Genomic DNA, 17779 nt, shown 5'->3' with positions numbered 1-17779 from the left:
TTTTGTATTGATCAAAGCAATACAGCACCAGGATTCAACTCATAAGGGGCTTTCCCATGCTCGAAAATGCGGGTTAACTCTGTTCCTTCTACAGTAATTTTTTCACCTACTTTTCTAATCCAGTTTCCTTCTCTCAGACCAATTACTTTAGTTTCGTTCTGAGTCAAAAACTCTTTGATCCGGGTTTCCCTGGTCTCTCCATTATGTTTTAAATCCGGATTTGGATCTAAATAGTGTGGATTAACATTAAAGGGAACCAAGCCCATACACTCAAAAGAGGGTGGATAAACAATAGGCATATCATTGGTGGTTTTCATATTGATTCCTCCAATATTACTGCCTGCACTGCATCCGAGATAAGGTTTACCAGTTTCAATGTTTGCTTTCAAAACTTCCATTAGCCCTAATTCATGCAACGTTTTAACCAAAAGAAAGGTATTACCTCCACCGGTGAAAAATCCTTTTGCCTGGTTAATGCCCGATTTTTGATCTTGAAATTCATGTAATCCGTTTACTTTTATATTCAATGTGGAAAAGAAGGATTTAACTTTTGAAGTGTACCCATCGTGTGAAATTCCTCCCGGTCTGGCGAAGGGAATAAATATGATTTCGTCGATATTTTGATAAAGCGATATGATTTCTGCTTTGAGGTATTCCAGGTAATTGCCGCCAAATAGGGTGGAGGTTGAAGCAAGTATGATGTTCATGGTGATAATAGATTATTTTTTCCATTGGAACAACCATTTTGGCAGTTCATCGGTGTTTAATAAAGGGTAATTAATGGTATTGTGATCAAGATTAGCAAAAGTACTAAACCGGATTTTCTTGTCATGTTTCAATTCATTAAATAAGGCTTCACTTCCATTAAATGGATTTTCATTATCTTTTGCTCCATGAATCAGCCAGATGGGTTTTGATTGCAGGGCATTTGTTGATGAAAAATCGGGAATGCCTGCAATAGAAATCATTGCTGCAAAAGTACCCGGACTTAAGCTCAACAAATTCTGTACAGATGAACCACCCATCGAATAACCAATCAGGTAAATCCTGTTTTCATCAATATTAAGCTCCTTTTTTAATTGCTCAATCAAATCGATAATAATCGGAAGGTTTGCATTTAGCTTGGAAACCTGTACATTTTTGACCTGATCAAAAACATAATCTGTTGATCGGGTTTCGAATTGCGGTGCAAGTACAAAGGCTTGAAAATTTTTTCGGATATCGGGCTTAAGCCAGATCCTGGATAGCGGTTCCAGTTGCTTTTCATTATCATTTCCTATTCTGGTGGAGTTGTGCAGGGTGACCACGAGAGGATATTTCTTTGTTGACTTGAGATTTGACGGGCTCAATAATCGGTAAGGGATGGAGATATTCTTTTGCTTAAACTCCTTCTTTTGATAATCACTAGCGGATAGGTTGTTGAGGTATTGCTTTTGAGCTACAAATGAGGAACTATCGAATTTAATAGATGAGCTTTCTGGTAGACGATGGCTACGCTGTGAAAATGCCGGATTGATTAAGAATAAGAAGCCAATGGCTACGAAAAATTTATACATTGGTGTAATTTAGATCATTTATGAATATGGAGACAAATCTAAATTTTTTTCCTAAGCTAAATGGCCACTCATTAGCTAGTTTATCTTACGGAAGGAAATCCAGAAGTTAGCAGCTATCCCTTAGTTTAAACTTAGACAGCATAAAAAAAAGCCACGCAGAAGTGGCAACTGCTATTTCACTAAAAATTTATTTAGCTAATTTTTCGCACGTTGACTTTTGATGCTGGATTACCCTGATAAATCCCGTAGGCATCAAGATCAGTAGTTGCAATGCTACCCATTGTTAAAACTGAATGACTTCCAAGCCTCACACCTGGGCAAACTTTGGCAGCGGCACCAATCCAGGCTCCAGCTTCCAAAATTATTGGAGCCGTCATTAGATCAAAATTCGAACTTTTATAATTATGATTGCCGGTTATTAAAACAGCTCGCTGTGATATACAACAATTACTCTCGATTCTTACCCAATCAAGATTTTCAATATAGCAATCGGCTAACCAGCTATAATCTCCAACGGTTAGTTTCCAGGGATATTTGATATGAATACCAGGCTTGATTCGGACTTCTTTCCCTATTTTGGCTCCAAAAATTCGCAGCAAAAAGACCAGTATAACACTAATTGGCATCAATTGAGATCTAAAAAAGAAAACCTCAGTAAAATACCACAAGAACTGCTTCAATCTAGAAGCGCCAATATCAAATTTTCCTGTATTAAAGTTTTTATGTAACTGGGTTTGGTTCAATTTTTTTTGCTCCATCGGCTTTAAACCCTCAGACATCTTTATTTTTTACCGTTGTGTTTCTCTTGATCCATATAAATAACATCACAAATATGATGATGTAAACAAGGATGTTAAAGATTTCATGATGATATTCAAAATAGTTCCGCTGGCTTTGAAAAAAACCAAAAAGAAGTCCTAACCCAGCAATTCTGGCGATGTTTAAAAGGTAAATGGATACAATTCCGATAACGAGCATCTTGATTGTTGATTTCCAGGAAGTCGGAAATGCTAATACAAAGGCTGCAAGGAAACTCATTACACCTAATCCAAGGCAAGAATAATTGATGCGTAGATAGGGGCCATTTACCACCATCACATCCATTTCATTATGAATGGCATAAAAACCGAATAGCTTGATAATCAAAACCGCTGGTTTAATCAAGGCTGTTTTCAACCCCTGGATATAGTCGAAATGCTCAGCAATGAAAGCATTGTAATATTTACCACCAGGACTCATGACACTATTCATGAAAATATTACCCTGGCTAAAAAGGATGTAGAGCACAAATAATATCACTACAAATTTGATTGCCTTTTTATCAGCTTGTTTCTTGGCTTCTTTAACTGTGATTTCGCTCATGATCAATAAGGATTATTCTTTTGTTGTTTACGAAGTTCATAAATTTTGGCATCAATCAGAAATCTGAACCAAAAGCATTGCAGGAAATGAAATATCAAGCCTCTTTTTCCATCCAGAAATCCCAAAAGGAAAAAATACCTGATGATAAAATAAAGGAATGGCCTCACAAATAGGGGCATTCTTTCATATAAATTTTTAAAATATCGCCTGCGTTGCATCGGGTTTCCGTTCAAATTTCCTGAAACGGTTTCTGCAGTTGGGTTTTTTAGATTAAATTGTTGAATAGATTCCAGCGTTGACCATTTATCGTGTCTTAAAGTAAAAGTGCTCAGCGACTCTGTGATCAGGTCAATTACATCTCCTTTCAGCTGAAGGGTATCGCCTGACACTACATAGTGCTGATCGTAAAGTTTTTGTTCACAATTGCCTTTCCCTTTTCTAAACATCATGGCATGGAAGGTAGGGTAGTGGCCTCCATATTTAATCCATTTGCCCATGAATATGGTTTTTCTGCTTGCTAAAAAGCCGTTAATATTTTCTGGAATTCCTTTCTGAAAATAGTTGCCTACTTCTACTTTAAACTCATTACTTAAGCGTTGGTCGGCATCCAGATTTAAAATCCAACCGGTTTTAATCGGTAAATTTTCCAGGGCCCAGTTTCGTTGCTGGCTATAATTTTCAAAGGCATGATGGAACACTTTCACTTCGGAATATTCTGATATGATTTCTAAAGTCTGGTCGGTTGATCCTGAATCAACCACGAATATTTCTGAGGCAAAGTCTATTACGCTTCCCAGGCAATCTTTAATTTTCTTCGCTTCATTAAATGTCAGTATAATTACTGTAAGGGGACTTTTCAATTTATTTTATTTTTTGGTAGAGTTGTAGGTATTGTTTGGCTAAAACCTCGTCATTGAAATCCCTTTTAATAATATCGGGTGCAGTTTTTCTAATGTTAGCCAATAGATCGGTTGATCTTGCTGCTGCTAATATTGTCTCTGCAACATGTGGTGTTTGCAGGGAAGTTATCCATCCTAACTGATGCTCCTTCACATATTCTGATAATCCCACATGTTCTGATACAAGCACAGGGGTGCCAACACTTAAGCTTTCTATGATGACGTTCGCGAAATTTTCATTGTACGAAGTGAGCAGCAGCAGGTTGTGATCAGCCATTAATTCAAACTTATGCTCATTATCAACGTGGCCAATCCATTGGATTCGATCACTCAGCTTTAAGCTTTCAACTTTCAACTTTAAACTTTCAATATAATTTTTGTCCCCGCTTCCGGCAATAGTTAAAGTCCATGAAATTGGGAGTGTTTCTAAGGCATCAAATAATAAATCCAGCCCTTTTTTTTCTTCAATACGAGATAGGAAAAGGAGTTTGAAAGGCGTTTTTGGTTTTTGTTTGATCGTTATTTGTTGCTCGCCAGATACCATAATTGCATCTTTGATCATTAGATCTGCATTCCCTTCTTCCTGATCATCAAGCGATAAATGCTGAACGATCGACGGAAACTTTACCAGATTTGGAATTACCCTAATACTTTTCGGCTGAACAATCGCCAATATTTCTCTTTTCTCCTGCGCACTGGTGGCGTGGATATGGCAATATTTCAAAAGTCGTTTTCCGATGGTTTGATGAATAAAATTTTTAGCAGAAGAATGGCGATTGTTCTGACTATAAGGTGTAAGCATTCCTCTTGGTGAAAGCAGAACAGGTACCTTGTACCACCTAGCCATTAAACAGCTGAATACCGAAACCAGGTTCCACCAGGCATGGATGTGAATTACAATTTTGTCATCTTGAGCGCAGCGAAGGATCTCATTTCGTAAGTTTATGAGCAACCCTGGCGAAAAATGACTGTGATCCTTTGTCCAGCGTTTGAAATAGGTTACAGGTATATGATTAACCAGGATGGCTTTTCCGGTTTCAACTTCGAGCTCATCTTTTCCATTGGCCGTTGTGGTGAATACGGCTACCTGCAGTGACTTTTCAACTTCCCAGCTCCCCGGCACCATAACTGGCGCACTATGTTTGTAATCGGTGGCATGCTGGAATCGTCCGGTGTCATCCCGAACATAGTCGACGGACAACAGCTGATCACCAACAATTAAACTGTCCAGCGCTTCACAAAGTTTTCCTACACTCTGTATAGGTCCGCCATACACGTATGCAGGTTTATATGATGCTGTAATATGGATTACTTTTAAGCTCATTTATCTCTTGGTCTCAACCTTGCCCTCAACGCCAACCGCTAAACCCTATATAATATTCCCCTTGTTTTAAAAATAAACTGGAAGATAAATAAGGTAACAATGCTCCAGAAAACGGCATTGAACAAGAATTCAAGGCTGTTTCCTCTCCATAAAATCTGGAAAAGCCCGGCAAACATCACCGCAGAGCCTAAAAAATAACCTCCAAACATTTTTTCGGCTAAATTGGAAAGGAACTGTGCAAGATAGCCATATAGGAATAAACCTATCCAAATGCCTATTGCACCATACGACAAATAGCAATCTACAACATAAGCGGGCTTTGCCGAAACGATTGCCTGCCGGTCAACCACGCCGGCGGCATATACCCGGTTCATCACCAACTGTTCTACATTAGGCTTTCCTGGCCAGAAAAAACGCGGAATGACCGTTTGAAAGGCATCCTTGAGCAGCGTCGTTTTATAAAAGGGAACAAAATATGGGGTAGATTCAGTGTAGCGGATGAACATACCAATCTCGGATAAACGATCCGTCAAAAACATCCAGTTATCTTCTTGTAAATCTTCTACCAGGTTAGCACTGTTAATAATCCGATTGATACTTTCATTTCGGGCAGTCGTTGCATCAGTACCCTCTGAAACCATTTTTCTGAAATTTCCAATAAAGGTGGGCAGTACAAAAAATAGAACCAACAAAACAGAAAATAATACCGGGAGCACCTTTTTACCGTATACCGGCAGCAGGAAAATCCCTAATAATAATATGCAGATTATAATAGGCTCCTTGAAACCCGAACTTAAGGCAAAGAGCATGTTTACAGCAAATAAACCACCTGAAGCCCATAAATTTACCCTTTTATTTTCCTGAATGGCAAAAGACAGTGCAATAGCCCCGGCAACAAAACTTAAACCACTTAGCTGAACGCTAAACTGATTTAAAGCACCAACTTTGGAAAATAAATAGCCTAATGGTAAACAAAATGAAGAAATGCCCAATAATAGATTACTCATCGATGGGGCATAAATCTGGTATCGCTTTTCCTGTTGGCCTTTCATTCCTGCAATCAGGCCATGGGCAAGTGCTGCATGACCTAAAACATAATAACGCTGACAGTTGGCTATAGATTGGTAAATATCACCGGAAAGTAGATTTCGATTTCCGATATAAGTTAGATATTCATAGCCCAAGGCGTTGGCATAGTAGAAAATAGAAGTACAGGCCATATATCCTGCAAAAACGATTTGTAAAAAGAAAATAGGTCTAAGGAGCTGCTCGATGATAGGTAAGTCATCAGGAAGCTTTTTGATCACACCTTTATAGCAAATAAAAAATAATAAAAAATAGAACCCAGCCAGGCCACCAGATAGGAGCTATGCGGAGATAACTGAATCAGTAAGCTTAAAGCATAGGGGATGTAGAGCAGTAAGTAATAAATGTGTTTAGTGTTAGTCATTTAAGGTTTTTAGGAAAATTCTCACTTGCTTATCAATGTTCCAGTCGCTGATGATATGTTTACTTTTTATTCCCATTTGTTCGAGTTTAGAAGGGTCTGAAAGCAGTTTACTGAGCTTGCTTTTTAAATCATTCAGGTCATTTGACCTGAAGATATCACCGTTTTGGCCACGATACACTAGATCACTTGCACAACCTACTTTGTCAGAAACTAAAACCGCTCTACCAGCAGCCATTGCTTCATTTACGGCTAAACCCCAGGTTTCGCCGGGACCCTGCGAAGGTAAAACAAATAAGTTACAAGCCTGATAAATCAAAGGCATTTGCGTTTGGTTTTGAAAATCTATAAAATGAATTTTATTATCGCCCTGAGCTTGTCGAAGGGCTAATGCTTTAAGTTGTTCCTCCAATTCCCCATTCCCCACAAATAATAGGTGAACATCATTCGTATTCAATTCCAAAAATGCTTGCGATAATAAGTCTGGGCTTTTCTTCCTTTCCAATTTTCCTGCAAATAATACTAATATTTCACCATCAACAATACCTAATTTATTCCGCAAAGTTTGAGTTTCATCAAACCGATCCATCACGAATCGATCGTTGTCTATGGCATGTGGCGCAAATTTAAGTTGACCAGGTTTTAAGCCAAACTTTTCAAAATAGGCTTTGTTTGCCGAACCAACATAAAAAGCTTTGTCGATATTTTTATAAACCCATTTTAAAAACAATGTCCTAGCAATATCTTTAAAACTCCGTTTTTCATCTATCAATGTAGAATCGCCTCTAAACCAAAGTGGTATTTTTCCTTTAAAATACCGCATGGTGGATAAATGGCTTTTATACGCCCAGCCATAAATCAATATTGCATCTGGAGAAAAGCGAGATATTACAGCTTTCAAATCCGGATTGTCAATGCCAATATAATGATGCGAACCTGGATCTTTAGCAATATTAGTCAGAAACTCGTAATTATATCCCTCAAGCAAGGGTACGTCCCAAACTATGGTTTGTTTAAAGTCGGGGTCGTACTTTGCGTTTGCTCCATCCTCACCCCAAGTGTAAAAAACTTTTAATTCACATTTTTTTTGCTAACAGTTGAAAAACTGGGATATAATATTGAATAGGGTGGGTGATGATGATGGCTAGTTTTTTCAACTGATATTTTTGAGCACTTGGTTAAATAGTTCGACCTGTTTACGCGTCATCACTTTTGCAGAATAGTTAGCAAAGTTCGCTTCATTTATTTCTAACGCTGTTTTGCCTTGTAAAATGGCAAGCATACTTTCAAATACGCTTCGTTCGGCATCTTCATTATCATTTAATAAAGAATTTGCTTTTATATTTGTACATAAATCAAGTATTTTGTTTGCACTACTAGCTGGATGAAAAATTGCAACTAACGGTTTCTCAGCCGTAATGTAGGGATAGATCTTTGAAGCAGTATACTGAACATCGTTAGAGCCCAAAATAACCAGTGCATCGGCTTGTTGTAAGGTGAAAAGTCCGTTGAAAAAAGAAACACGGTCAGTTTTTTCCTCAACATATCTACCAATTCCTAAATCATCGGCGATAGGTTTTATAGTTCTAATACCTTCGCCGTTCGGAGCATAACTAGTGCCTATAAAATGAAAACGAACTTTATCAAATAAATTGAGCTCATTTTCTAATCCTATTTTGAATGCCTTAAACAAAATTATCACTGCATCTTTCATATCCAAACCACCTCTTCCAACATAAACAAAATGCTTTAAACTTGTATGCTTTTCAAATGCTGACTTAAATCTATATTGTTCGTTTTTAACTAGCAATGAATCTGCTTCAAATACGCCGAATGTAATTACCGTTTTTGGCACGTTTTTCAAATTAGCATACCTAATTAATAACGTATTAAGGTAGCCTTGTGAAACACTAATCAGGCCATCTACGTTTTTCATTGCAATAGGCTCCAAGAATTGGTTTAAGCGATAAGAAAACCAATATTTGGATGGTCTTTCAGATTTGGGTTTATTTTCATAATAGGTAGAATGCCAAGGATCTTGCATATCTATTACATAAGGGATATCGTATTTCTTCTTCCAATGTGCACCCAAAACCATTACAGGAAACTGAGTAGTAGAAAAATAAATTAAATCAAAGTGTTGTTGTTTAAGTAAACTATCGACGTACTTTTTATAAAACCACAAAGATCGTAAAGCTATACTTCCGAGACCAAGCTTGCTCGTCGATTTTTTTTCAAATGCTTTTACTTGGTGTATCTTTATTTCTGAAGGAATGTTCGTTAGCAATAACTCATCCTTAGTCATATCACTATGTGACGGATCAACCGTTATTACTTCCGCATCCCATCCAAATTCTTTAAAATAGGGTAAACTCATCCTAATCCTTTGCATATCCGCAGCATTAGAAGGAGGGAAGTAGGGCGATATGATAAGTAGTTTTTTCAATTGTTTAGTGTTTTTTCAACTATATCGATAAACTGTTTACTTTCCATTTCCCAATTGTACTTGGTTTGCGCTAGTTTGTAAGCATTAGCCTTATAGGTGTTCAGCAAATCTTTATTATTTAATAATTCGACAATAATTTTGGAAAGTTCTGTTGTATTACCGATAGGATAAACCTTACCAATTGCTTCGTTTTCTTTTAAAAAAAGTTGCTGTGCTTGAGTGTTGGATGCAATAATCGCCAAACCAGAAATTAAATAAGTGAAAATTTTGTTTGTTAAACAAATGTCCCTGTTGAGAGGTTGTTTACGTTCAAGCGCTAAACCAATATCAAATTGACTAGCAAGTTTAAAGATATCACTGTTAGAAATGGGCTGATGATAATTTATACTGAAATTAGCTAAATTGTTAAAATATCCGTTTTCATTTTGATCTAAATATCCTAACAAGTGTAATTCTATTAAGGGGTTGTCAATTAAATTTAATGCTAGAATTACTTCCTCCAAACCTCTATTTTTGCCTATAGTTTGTGAAAACCAAAACAATTTTAAACCTTTATTTTGATTTAACTTAATTTGAGACTGATGTTTAAGTTCAAACACATTGTTAATTACAATAGGATAAAGTTGTAGATATAACGTCTTGTAAGCTTTTGATATTAATGGACTTGCACAAGTTAAGTAATCAACTTCTTTTAAATATTTATCGTCAATAAATGTTTTAAGTTTTACTTGAAAATCGTTTGGAACGTTAGATACTTCATTTCTATGGAAGTCTTCTGCGTCGAACCCACACTTAGCTCTATTTTTTTTAGCAGCGTCTGCAGCAACGGGCAAAGCTCCTAAATTATGCGAAATGTACATAGAAGCTTTTGCACTAACAGCTTTTCTGTATTGCCAAAAATAGTTTCTATTTAAAATTAATTTATGGATAAGATTGTTTTTTGGTAGTAGACGAGATAACCATTTGCAGATTTTTTGAACAGCACCGCTGTAAATTCTTCGCAACGCATTATTTCTTGTCCAATTTAATTTATCGTAGGTGAGGTTAGTGTAAGTGTTTAGAATTTTTTCATCATCAACTAACAGATAATCCATGTACTGTGTAAAGATTACATGAACTTGGTAGCCAGCTTCTAAAAGCGCACTTGCTTCCTTTACCAGTCTAGGATTTGTGGCAAGATGCCCGGGTGTTATTAGGCAGATTTTTTTTAGTTGAGGATTACCCAATTTTTATAAAGATTTTATAAATGTTGCAAGTTTTTCTCCATACTTATCCCAAGTAAACTCCTGGGCTTTTAGATGTGCATTAGAGCTCATCTCTTTCAAAAGCTCAGGGTTTTTATACAGTGAAATAACTTTTTCCGCAATTGCTTCTGCATTTCTTATAGGTACTACACAGCCTTCAATTCCATCTGTTACGGCAGAATCTCCGCCAGAGTTAGTGGTACAGATAATAGGTAATCCGCAGGCCATGGCTTCTAATTGTACTAATGCCATACCTTCGTCTAAACTCGGGAATACAAATAATGAAGCTTGATTGTAATATTTACCCAATTCATGATGAGCGATATGTTCATAATGCGTAAACAGATGTTTGTGCTTATCAAAATAAGGTTGAAACTGATTTTCTGTTCTTCCGATAATTATACATTTAACCGGGATTTTTTTGCTGATTATTTCCAAAGCTCTAAATAGATACAGATAGCCTTTTCTAACACCAACAGTTCCAACACAGATTAATGTAAATTCTTCTTTTTTTTAGCCATTCTGGCTTAAAAATACCAAGATTAACCCCATAGGGTATAAGGATACATTTCTCTTTCTCAATTCCATTAGTTACAAAAGAGTTAATTACATGTTGAGAAGGACATAGTAGGTAATCGGCAATTTTAGCTTCTTCTAATTGTCTTTCTATGATAAAGTTAGGTGTTGGTGTTTCGAACTTTAACCCTAAGTGTTGATACTCTTCTTCTAGCAATTCATTTTGAAATTTATTGCACGAACCACATTCTTCCACTAGCGCTATTCCGCCTTGCTTTCTAATTTGTTTAATCGAACTCAATCCAGACCAAGCCCATGTTAATAGTACATTCGTATTTTTTAATTTCTTAGCGGCAAACCAGTCAAATAATACCGGTAAGTTAAAATCTAACCATTTGCTTAGCTTGTTAGAGCTTCCAAAAATTCTATTTAAGATGTATGATAGTGCGAAAATTGGAGGAAAGAACGTGACAGATTTTTTAATAAGGTTAACCCTGTTTAAATACCTACGCTTTGGGTGAGCAGTAATTACTTGTTGTAAAAGTCCGTGTTGCTGTAACTGGAATGACGTATAATCTGAGTGGAATTTTGTGCCACAACTAACCGTAACACGAGGCTTTTTCTGATTATACATTTTTTTCAATTATTTTTCGATATAGTGATAGATATTGCTCAACAATTACTTCTGAAGAGAATCTTCTTTCGGCATCAATTCTAACCTCAGTTCGATTAATTTCATTGATACGGTTTACATATGTAATCATTTCTTCTTTAGTGTTGCATCGAAAGCCATTTTTACCGTGGATTACAACTTCTGGTACCGAGCCTTTATTAAAACCAATAACCGGAGTACCACAAGCCAAGGCTTCTGCCATTACAATTCCAAAAGGCTCATTCCAATTTATTGGCATTAAAAAAGCTAAAGCGCTCCCTAGCATTTCATTTTTTTTGAGCATCATTTACCGGTCCTATATAAGTAATTTGATCATTTAAACAAGGGCTAATTTGTTCATTAAAATATTCTTGATATTCGGAGGGAACATTTCCAGCAATGATTAGTTTTCTACCCGTCGCCAAGGCCACCCCTATAGCCGTATGTGTACCTTTAATGGGTTCAATTCTTCCTAAAAATACCAAGGGAGCATCAGGCGATACAGTCTCTTTGAATATGTAGGTCATTAAATCAACGCCATTAAAAATTGGGAATGCAGATGCAATTGGCGCTATCTGCTTACTGATATATGCACTACAACCTGTAAATGATAAAGTTTTTTTTCTCGCTAAAGACGTTGCCCTTCTAATTTGCGAAAGTGTAGGCTCACGTTGGTAGCTCATTAGCTTCTGGATACGGAAAGGTAATTGAGGAAGCAGATAAATTAATCTGCCGAAGCTATGTATGATATCATATTTGTTTTTGAAAAGCTCAGCATTAATTAGACAAACATTTTTGAGTACATCAATTTTATTAGTGCTAGTTTTACCCTTATACGGAAATAGCTTAGCGGAAGTTATAGAATCTGCATGTGCAAAAAGGCTAACTTCATATCCAAGTTTTACGTAACTCTCAATTAACATAAAAATTATTCTTTCTATACCTCCATATAAAAGGGGTGGAACCGGCAACTCGGGGTCTGCTATTAGTGCGATTTTCAAATCAACTGTATTAATGCTCCTTCATTTATCATAAAATTGCCTGGAACAAAGTCTATGTGTTTTATTAATTTTTCAGGATGATCTTTAACAAGATTCTTTAATATAGTTGAGCTATTTCCAGATAATTCTTCGTTATCTGAATTATCCAAATATATATATCCTCCTTTTTTCACTTTTGGTGGTGCTTTTAAACAACACAATTCTCTAGGGCCTCCATCAATGTATATTAAATCAAAATGAAGGTCCGGAAATTCATCAAAATTTGACATTTTTTCTGCTTCCCATTCATATCTTAAATCGATGTTTTTTATACCTTCTGACTTAATTCTTCTAGATAAATTTTCGAACCAATTTTTATCGGCTTCAATACTAATAACTTTGCCTCCCTTTTTTGAAAGCCATAATGTGGACATTCCAGCCCCTACTTCAAGAATCGTCCAATTTGGTTTTATAATTTTGTCTAAATTTTTTATGGCAGAAAATGGTATCCATGGCAAAACCGGATACTTATTGAAATATTTTCTTAGTATTGCTAAATACAGAGCTTTAGGTAAATTAAAGTACCTCAGTATTGGTAAACTTTCATTTTTACTTGTACTAAATCTTCCTCTCATATTTTTTAAAATGTTTTAATCTACTAACTATTTTCCAACCGATAATATAATTTAAAATTCTTGTCACACCTCCAGCAGGAAATGGATAATCAGATCCTCCTAACAGCTGTATTTGTTTAGTTGCTGATTTTAATAAATCTGACTGATTTGGATACACTTCATAAATGAAATTTTGCCATAAATTTGCGCATGCTAAAGCAACATTTTTATTGTGCTTAAATTTTTCTAGAGCAACATCCACACATCTTTTGATTGACTGAAAAAAAGATATGTTACTTAAGGTATCGTTTTTAGAGGACAGTCCATTAATCCCTGATCGATAATGAAATAGTGTTTCTTTGTTAAATCTTATAGAACTGCTATTACAAAATAGGCGCATATAAAAAGGAAAGTCGTCATTTAAAGTTAAATCTTCATCCCATAAACCCGATAATTCAATCTGATTTCGAGGAATTAATATTCTTCCAGGACAGGTCATGTTAGAATTATTATTCCAATATGCTACAATCCATTCTTCAAAAGTTAAATCTCTTTCTATTTGATATTCATCTGTTTTTATCGTCGACAGCTCATTCTTTTCAAAACGTCCCCATTTTGCAACTACAACTTCATTATCAGATTTCAAAGTTGCTAACTGAGACGCAATGAAATTTTTAGGTATCCAATCATCTGCATCGAAAAATATGATATACGCTCCCTTACTTTGACTATAGGCTTGATTTCTTGCTGAAGAAGCACCCTTTTTAGTTGTCAATTCAAATTTTATTCTATTGTCGTAGAAAGCAAATTCGCTTATAATTTTAAGACTTTCATCATTAGAATTGTCGTCAATAATGATAATTTCTATAGCTTGGTGCGTTTGATGAAGTAAACAGGATAAAGTATCATGAAGATAACTTGCAGAATTATAACATGGAATACAAATCGAGACTAAAGCATTATTTAACAACTCGTGGTTTCTTTGGTTAGGTTAATTAGATTTTTTTCCAAGCCTTTTCAAAATAAAATTTTTTAGATAAATCTACATAATGGTGAAGTTTATTTATTCTTAAATCTCTTGTAATTGTGTTTAAAGGATTTACAATATAATCATCTTTATCTAAAATAGTTTGTTGCTGTTCGGCTATAATCATTGCAGAAAGTGCTTGTTCCAAAAAATAAGAAGCGCCGTAATTCATTTCTAAATGTTTAGCCCATCGTTCTAAATCTTGCCAGTTAATAATTGAAGATTTACACCCTATTGCACCCACATTTACTAAAGATGATATTTTTTTACCACTTAAAAGTTGCATTACTTTCCTATCATATCCATAAGATTCTTTACTGTCTACCATGTGAATACAACCTTGAGGGTTTTGAAGCCAATTGATTATTTCTTTAGGTTCATCCCAAAATAACATATCAGAGTCTAACACTAATTTATAAGGGTTATTACTGAGGGTATGCACATCTGTTAGTTTTTTTATGTGGGGGTACACTTTTCTTTTCCAATGTAGATATGGGAATTTTTCTTCCGGCAGAGTGTTTTCTACGTTCTGTCTAATAATATCTTTTGTGATAATTTCCACACCAGGCATTTGCTTACTTGCCCTTTCAATTAATTGATCGTCAAAACTTCCATCATCTACTAAAATGAACTTAAATTTTTCTTGCGAAGTATTAACAAGAGATTTTGCACAGAAGAGCGTTTGATAGAGATAATTTTTGCCTGTGAGAAAATAAATAGGTAGGCCATCTTGATGGGAGACTATTTCAGGGAGCCAGTAGCTTGCTCTGATCATTTCCTTTTTCCCCTTTAACATTTTGCGATAACTAACTATACCGCCAAAGCGTTTTATGTTTTTCCAGTTAGATTTGGGATAACGATATAACTGGTTAATTATTTGCTGAATCATTTTAACTATTAACGACTCTTTCATGTTGTGAAAAATAACGGTTAACAATTTTTAGCCCCAGTTTTTGGCCAGGCTTTTCTATTGTAACGAAAGAAATATAGGCAGTGAAACTAGTGAACATAAATAAAATAAAGAAGTTAAGAGCAAAATTTATGTAGCTACTTGCCGAAATATCCTTGCTTATAAAATTATAAAAGCCAATTTCTTTTAACAAGAAAATCGTTGCGTATTGCCATAAATAAGCGCTATAACTTATTTTTCCAATAAACAGTAGTATCTTATTTTCTAATAACGAATAACTCCTAACATTTGCAGAAAATGCAAGTACTACTGCAAATGCAACTGAAATAACTATATGATTGCTAAAAATTTGTAAAGATGTCATTAGTGAAAAAATTACTAATCCCGCTACGCCTAATAACGCCAGATTTAATTGCTTAGATATCATTTCGGGCTTTTGTATACAGAAAAACAATATAAAGCCAATAGCAAACACAGGAAGTTGGTTCGGAAACCAAAAGTACATAAACGAGCCATCGTTGGCAGCAACTAAAAAGATCGGTAACTTAATGAGATAATAACACAAAAGCTTTACAATTAACGTAATAGAAAAAAAATAAATCGCTTTGTTTAGATTAGTGATGTATAGGAATAAAAAAGGTACTATAAGATAAAAGAACATTTCGATACCTATTGACCATCCTCCAGGAACAATACTATTGATATATTGTGGCGAAAAACTATGTGTAAAAGTAAAATTTAAAAGCTCGCCAACGCCAAAAGTCTGATTATGGAACGAATAAAATAAAATTGCTACATAATATGCTGGCGCAATTCTAAATAAACGTCTTAAATAAAAGTTAACACTGCTTTTTTTATGATGATAAAGTGTGTAGAACAAAGTATAGGAGCTAATGACGAAAAAAAATTGAACACCAAACACACCTGATTCTATGAAATTACTAATCATAGGTTTTAATTGTGTAATGTCACTTAATTCTGTAGAATGGACCATTAACACCATTAATACAGCCACGCCTCTCATCGCATCTAAATATTTTAATCTTTTATTGTCCACTTAAAAAACTAGATGCTTATAATTCACTTAAACCTTTGAATAGTCCACAAGCCCCTCTCCATTTAATATAATTAGGGGTATTTTTCCATGCCTTGTAAGTAAGGTATGCTTTGGCTTGTCTGGGTAGTAATGTAATTCTATTTATCTTTTTCCATGGATTAATTTTGTGATTTGTTAACATCTTTACCCAAGAACGGCTACTTTGAAAAGCCATATTTGCCAAGTAGTTTTTCTTAGTGCGAAACGGGGGAATAATGTGATAGAATTTAAGAGAATGGAAGTAACCAATTTTGTAGCCCTGCGAAAAAATGAACATATTGATATCATTGTCTTCTCCAGAAGTTAATTCATTGCCTTTTCTGCCTAAATTTTGACTAATTGAACTTATTTTGAAGAAGGCTAAGTATTCTTCCATACACTTTTTTCTAGGAGCAATGAGCAATGGTGCGCACATTGGATAAGAAGTAATTTCTTTTCCTTCAGTCTGTTGAATTATATCTTCGTTTCCTAAGTCTCGAATTGCCAAAAGGCCATAAAATTCGGAAATCCATTTTGGAGGTTTTTCTAAAAAGATAGGTATTGATTTGCCTCCAATTATGCCTAATTGAGGGTCAGACGAAAATATGCTAAATGCTTTTTCTAGATAATCATTAAATAAAGGCGTATCATCATCAACACTAATTAAACAATTGTTTTTAGACTCTAAAGTGCCTCTAACTCTTGCATATATTAAACCCGGTTTTGCTTCAAAAATAATTTTTGCTTTGGGATGCCAGTCAAGGTTGAGCCACGAAGAAATAGGCTCAGAACTATTATTGTCAATTATGATGAGTTCCCATTGCTCAAAACTAAGAGTTTGAGCTTTTAGTGAAGTTATTACTTGTTCGAAAATTTCTCTATTTGGATTGTAGGCGCATAAGATAACACTTAATTTAATTTCTAGAGTCATACAAATTTATATCGAAGGCTTTTTGATATATTTTGATTTTTTCATTTCAATAATTTAAACTCGTCAATTACCTTTTGATATATAGCAATTTGTTGTTTAACAATTTTTTCTGGATGGAAAAGATTTGCTCTTTGCTTAGCCTGGCTTCCATATTTTTTAATTAACGATTGGTCTGTTAATAATTGGTTTATTGCAAAAATCAAATCTCTGGTATTATCAGGTTTTATTAAAATACCACTTTTTGCATTTTCAATCATTTCTGCCATTCCTCCGCTATCTGACCCAATTATGCATTTCCCATTAGCCATAATTTCTAAACACGCTACTGGAAAATTATCAAATAAACTTGGTTGTAAGAAGATGTCTCCGGCTTGAATTAGGCTTTTTACTTGATTGTAAGGGATTGCTGGCAATACAGTTATGTATTCTTTATATTTTTTAAGCTTAAATTTAATGAAGTCATCCATCATAAGTTTACTTTTCGGAGATAACGCAGGCGCACCAACAAAATAGAAATGAACATTCAGGTTAGATTTAAGAATATGTGGTATTACTTCGATTATATTTAGTATTCCTTTTCTTTTTTCAAGACGTCCGAAGAAAACTATTTTAAGACGGTTGTTTTGTGGGGTTAATGTGTAAGGAACAGAAATATTATTTAGAGAGAAAAGTAGGGGCAAATGATAAAAGTCATTTTTTATACCCAGTTTAACATAGGTTTTAATCAATTCTTTAGAAGGAGAAACGATTGCATCAGCTTCTTTCAAAAAATCAAACTCACGTTGAGTGTGTACGT

At 35.0% G+C, this 17779-nt stretch carries 19 protein-coding genes and 1 pseudogene; all 20 read right to left on the bottom strand.

Annotation, left to right across the window (positions count from 1 at the left end):
- Positions 1-11 precede the first annotated feature (11 nt).
- Positions 12-707: a dipeptidase PepE gene (gene pepE, locus ON09_RS09135; protein WP_010600761.1), complete on the bottom strand. Its 696-nt coding sequence runs from the start codon at positions 705-707 to the stop codon at positions 12-14.
- 12 nt (positions 708-719) lie between these two features.
- Positions 720-1556 carry a carboxylesterase family protein gene (locus ON09_RS09130; protein WP_010600760.1) on the bottom strand — a complete coding sequence of 279 codons (837 nt, stop codon included), beginning with the start codon at positions 1554-1556 and terminating at the stop codon, positions 720-722.
- Between the two features lie 191 nt (positions 1557-1747).
- Positions 1748-2314, bottom strand: a complete 567-nt coding sequence (locus ON09_RS09125; RefSeq protein ID WP_193372054.1) for a WcaF family extracellular polysaccharide biosynthesis acetyltransferase — start codon at positions 2312-2314, stop codon at positions 1748-1750.
- Between the two features lie 13 nt (positions 2315-2327).
- Entirely contained in the window at positions 2328-2918 is a 591-nt protein-coding gene (gene xrtY, locus ON09_RS09120; protein WP_010600758.1) for an exosortase Y, read from the bottom strand.
- Between the two features lie 2 nt (positions 2919-2920).
- A complete protein-coding gene (locus tag ON09_RS09115; protein WP_010600757.1) occupies positions 2921-3778 on the bottom strand; it encodes a glycosyltransferase family 2 protein in 858 nt (285 codons plus the stop codon).
- A gap of 1 nt (position 3779) precedes the next feature.
- Positions 3780-5141, bottom strand: a complete 1362-nt coding sequence (locus ON09_RS09110) for an XrtY-associated glycosyltransferase XYAG1 (protein WP_010600756.1) — start codon at positions 5139-5141, stop codon at positions 3780-3782.
- 38 nt (positions 5142-5179) lie between these two features.
- A pseudogene (locus tag ON09_RS09105) lies at positions 5180-6591 on the bottom strand (exosortase Y-associated Wzy-like protein).
- A complete protein-coding gene (locus tag ON09_RS09100) occupies positions 6584-7576 on the bottom strand; it encodes a glycosyltransferase family 4 protein (RefSeq protein ID WP_010600754.1) in 993 nt (330 codons plus the stop codon). Before ON09_RS09100 ends, ON09_RS09105 begins: the two are co-directional and overlap by 8 nt.
- A gap of 165 nt (positions 7577-7741) precedes the next feature.
- On the bottom strand, positions 7742-9034 hold the full coding sequence (locus tag ON09_RS09095; protein ID WP_010600753.1) for a glycosyltransferase family protein: 1293 nt from the start codon (positions 9032-9034) through the stop codon (positions 7742-7744).
- Positions 9031-10260: a glycosyltransferase family protein gene (locus tag ON09_RS09090; RefSeq protein WP_010600752.1), complete on the bottom strand. Its 1230-nt coding sequence runs from the start codon at positions 10258-10260 to the stop codon at positions 9031-9033. Before ON09_RS09090 ends, ON09_RS09095 begins: the two co-directional genes overlap by 4 nt.
- Positions 10261-10263: 3 nt before the next feature.
- Complete coding sequence (locus ON09_RS09085) at positions 10264-10734, bottom strand: glycosyltransferase family 4 protein (RefSeq protein ID WP_238533636.1); 471 nt, start codon at positions 10732-10734, stop codon at positions 10264-10266.
- Between the two features lie 10 nt (positions 10735-10744).
- Positions 10745-11428 (bottom strand): glycoside hydrolase, encoded by a 684-nt coding sequence (locus ON09_RS09080; protein WP_010600750.1) that lies wholly within the window; start codon positions 11426-11428, stop codon positions 10745-10747.
- Positions 11421-11753, bottom strand: a complete 333-nt coding sequence (locus tag ON09_RS25965) for a glycosyltransferase (RefSeq protein ID WP_010600749.1) — start codon at positions 11751-11753, stop codon at positions 11421-11423. Before ON09_RS25965 ends, ON09_RS09080 begins: the two co-directional genes overlap by 8 nt.
- Positions 11734-12447, bottom strand: coding sequence for a glycosyltransferase family protein (locus ON09_RS25960; protein ID WP_010600748.1), 714 nt, complete (start codon positions 12445-12447; stop codon positions 11734-11736). Before ON09_RS25960 ends, ON09_RS25965 begins: the two co-directional genes overlap by 20 nt.
- Positions 12444-13061, bottom strand: a complete 618-nt coding sequence (locus ON09_RS09070) for a signal recognition particle subunit FFH/SRP54 (srp54) (protein WP_010600747.1) — start codon at positions 13059-13061, stop codon at positions 12444-12446. Before ON09_RS09070 ends, ON09_RS25960 begins: the two co-directional genes overlap by 4 nt.
- Positions 13045-14010 carry a glycosyltransferase family 2 protein gene (locus ON09_RS09065; protein WP_010600746.1) on the bottom strand — a complete coding sequence of 322 codons (966 nt, stop codon included), beginning with the start codon at positions 14008-14010 and terminating at the stop codon, positions 13045-13047. Before ON09_RS09065 ends, ON09_RS09070 begins: the two co-directional genes overlap by 17 nt.
- Before the next feature lie 25 nt (positions 14011-14035).
- Complete coding sequence (locus ON09_RS09060; RefSeq protein ID WP_010600745.1) at positions 14036-14980, bottom strand: glycosyltransferase family protein; 945 nt, start codon at positions 14978-14980, stop codon at positions 14036-14038.
- Positions 14958-16034, bottom strand: coding sequence for an acyltransferase family protein (locus ON09_RS09055; protein WP_157258896.1), 1077 nt, complete (start codon positions 16032-16034; stop codon positions 14958-14960). The genes ON09_RS09060 and ON09_RS09055 overlap by 23 nt, the downstream gene beginning before the upstream one ends.
- A gap of 16 nt (positions 16035-16050) precedes the next feature.
- Positions 16051-16983 carry a glycosyltransferase gene (locus ON09_RS09050; protein WP_010600743.1) on the bottom strand — a complete coding sequence of 311 codons (933 nt, stop codon included), beginning with the start codon at positions 16981-16983 and terminating at the stop codon, positions 16051-16053.
- A 41-nt stretch (positions 16984-17024) separates the two neighbouring features.
- A partial coding sequence (locus tag ON09_RS09045) for a glycosyltransferase family 4 protein (protein WP_010600742.1) occupies positions 17025-17779 on the bottom strand: 755 nt, incomplete at its 5' end.

This window comes from Pedobacter agri PB92 (genome assembly GCF_000258495.1).
In the GTDB taxonomy this organism is placed as follows: domain Bacteria; phylum Bacteroidota; class Bacteroidia; order Sphingobacteriales; family Sphingobacteriaceae; genus Pedobacter; species Pedobacter agri.
The sequence above is the reverse complement of the archived record's forward strand: the minus strand, read 5'-3'. Positions and strand labels throughout refer to the sequence as shown.

Excerpts from the sequence above, each read along its gene's own strand:
- pepE (WP_010600761.1), bottom strand. The coding sequence starts at position 707 with ATGAACATCATACTTGCTTCAACCTCCACCCTATTTGGCGGCAATTAC.
- ON09_RS09130 (WP_010600760.1), bottom strand. The coding sequence starts at position 1,556 with ATGTATAAATTTTTCGTAGCCATTGGCTTCTTATTCTTAATCAATCCG.
- ON09_RS09125 (WP_193372054.1), bottom strand. The coding sequence starts at position 2,314 with ATGGAGCAAAAAAAATTGAACCAAACCCAGTTACATAAAAACTTTAAT.
- xrtY (WP_010600758.1), bottom strand. The coding sequence starts at position 2,918 with ATGAGCGAAATCACAGTTAAAGAAGCCAAGAAACAAGCTGATAAAAAG.
- ON09_RS09110 (WP_010600756.1), bottom strand. The coding sequence starts at position 5,141 with ATGAGCTTAAAAGTAATCCATATTACAGCATCATATAAACCTGCATAC.
- ON09_RS09080 (WP_010600750.1), bottom strand. The coding sequence starts at position 11,428 with ATGTATAATCAGAAAAAGCCTCGTGTTACGGTTAGTTGTGGCACAAAA.
- ON09_RS25965 (WP_010600749.1), bottom strand. The coding sequence starts at position 11,753 with ATGATGCTCAAAAAAAATGAAATGCTAGGGAGCGCTTTAGCTTTTTTA.
- ON09_RS09070 (WP_010600747.1), bottom strand. The coding sequence starts at position 13,061 with ATGAGAGGAAGATTTAGTACAAGTAAAAATGAAAGTTTACCAATACTG.
- ON09_RS09060 (WP_010600745.1), bottom strand. The coding sequence starts at position 14,980 with ATGAAAGAGTCGTTAATAGTTAAAATGATTCAGCAAATAATTAACCAG.
- ON09_RS09050 (WP_010600743.1), bottom strand. The coding sequence starts at position 16,983 with ATGACTCTAGAAATTAAATTAAGTGTTATCTTATGCGCCTACAATCCA.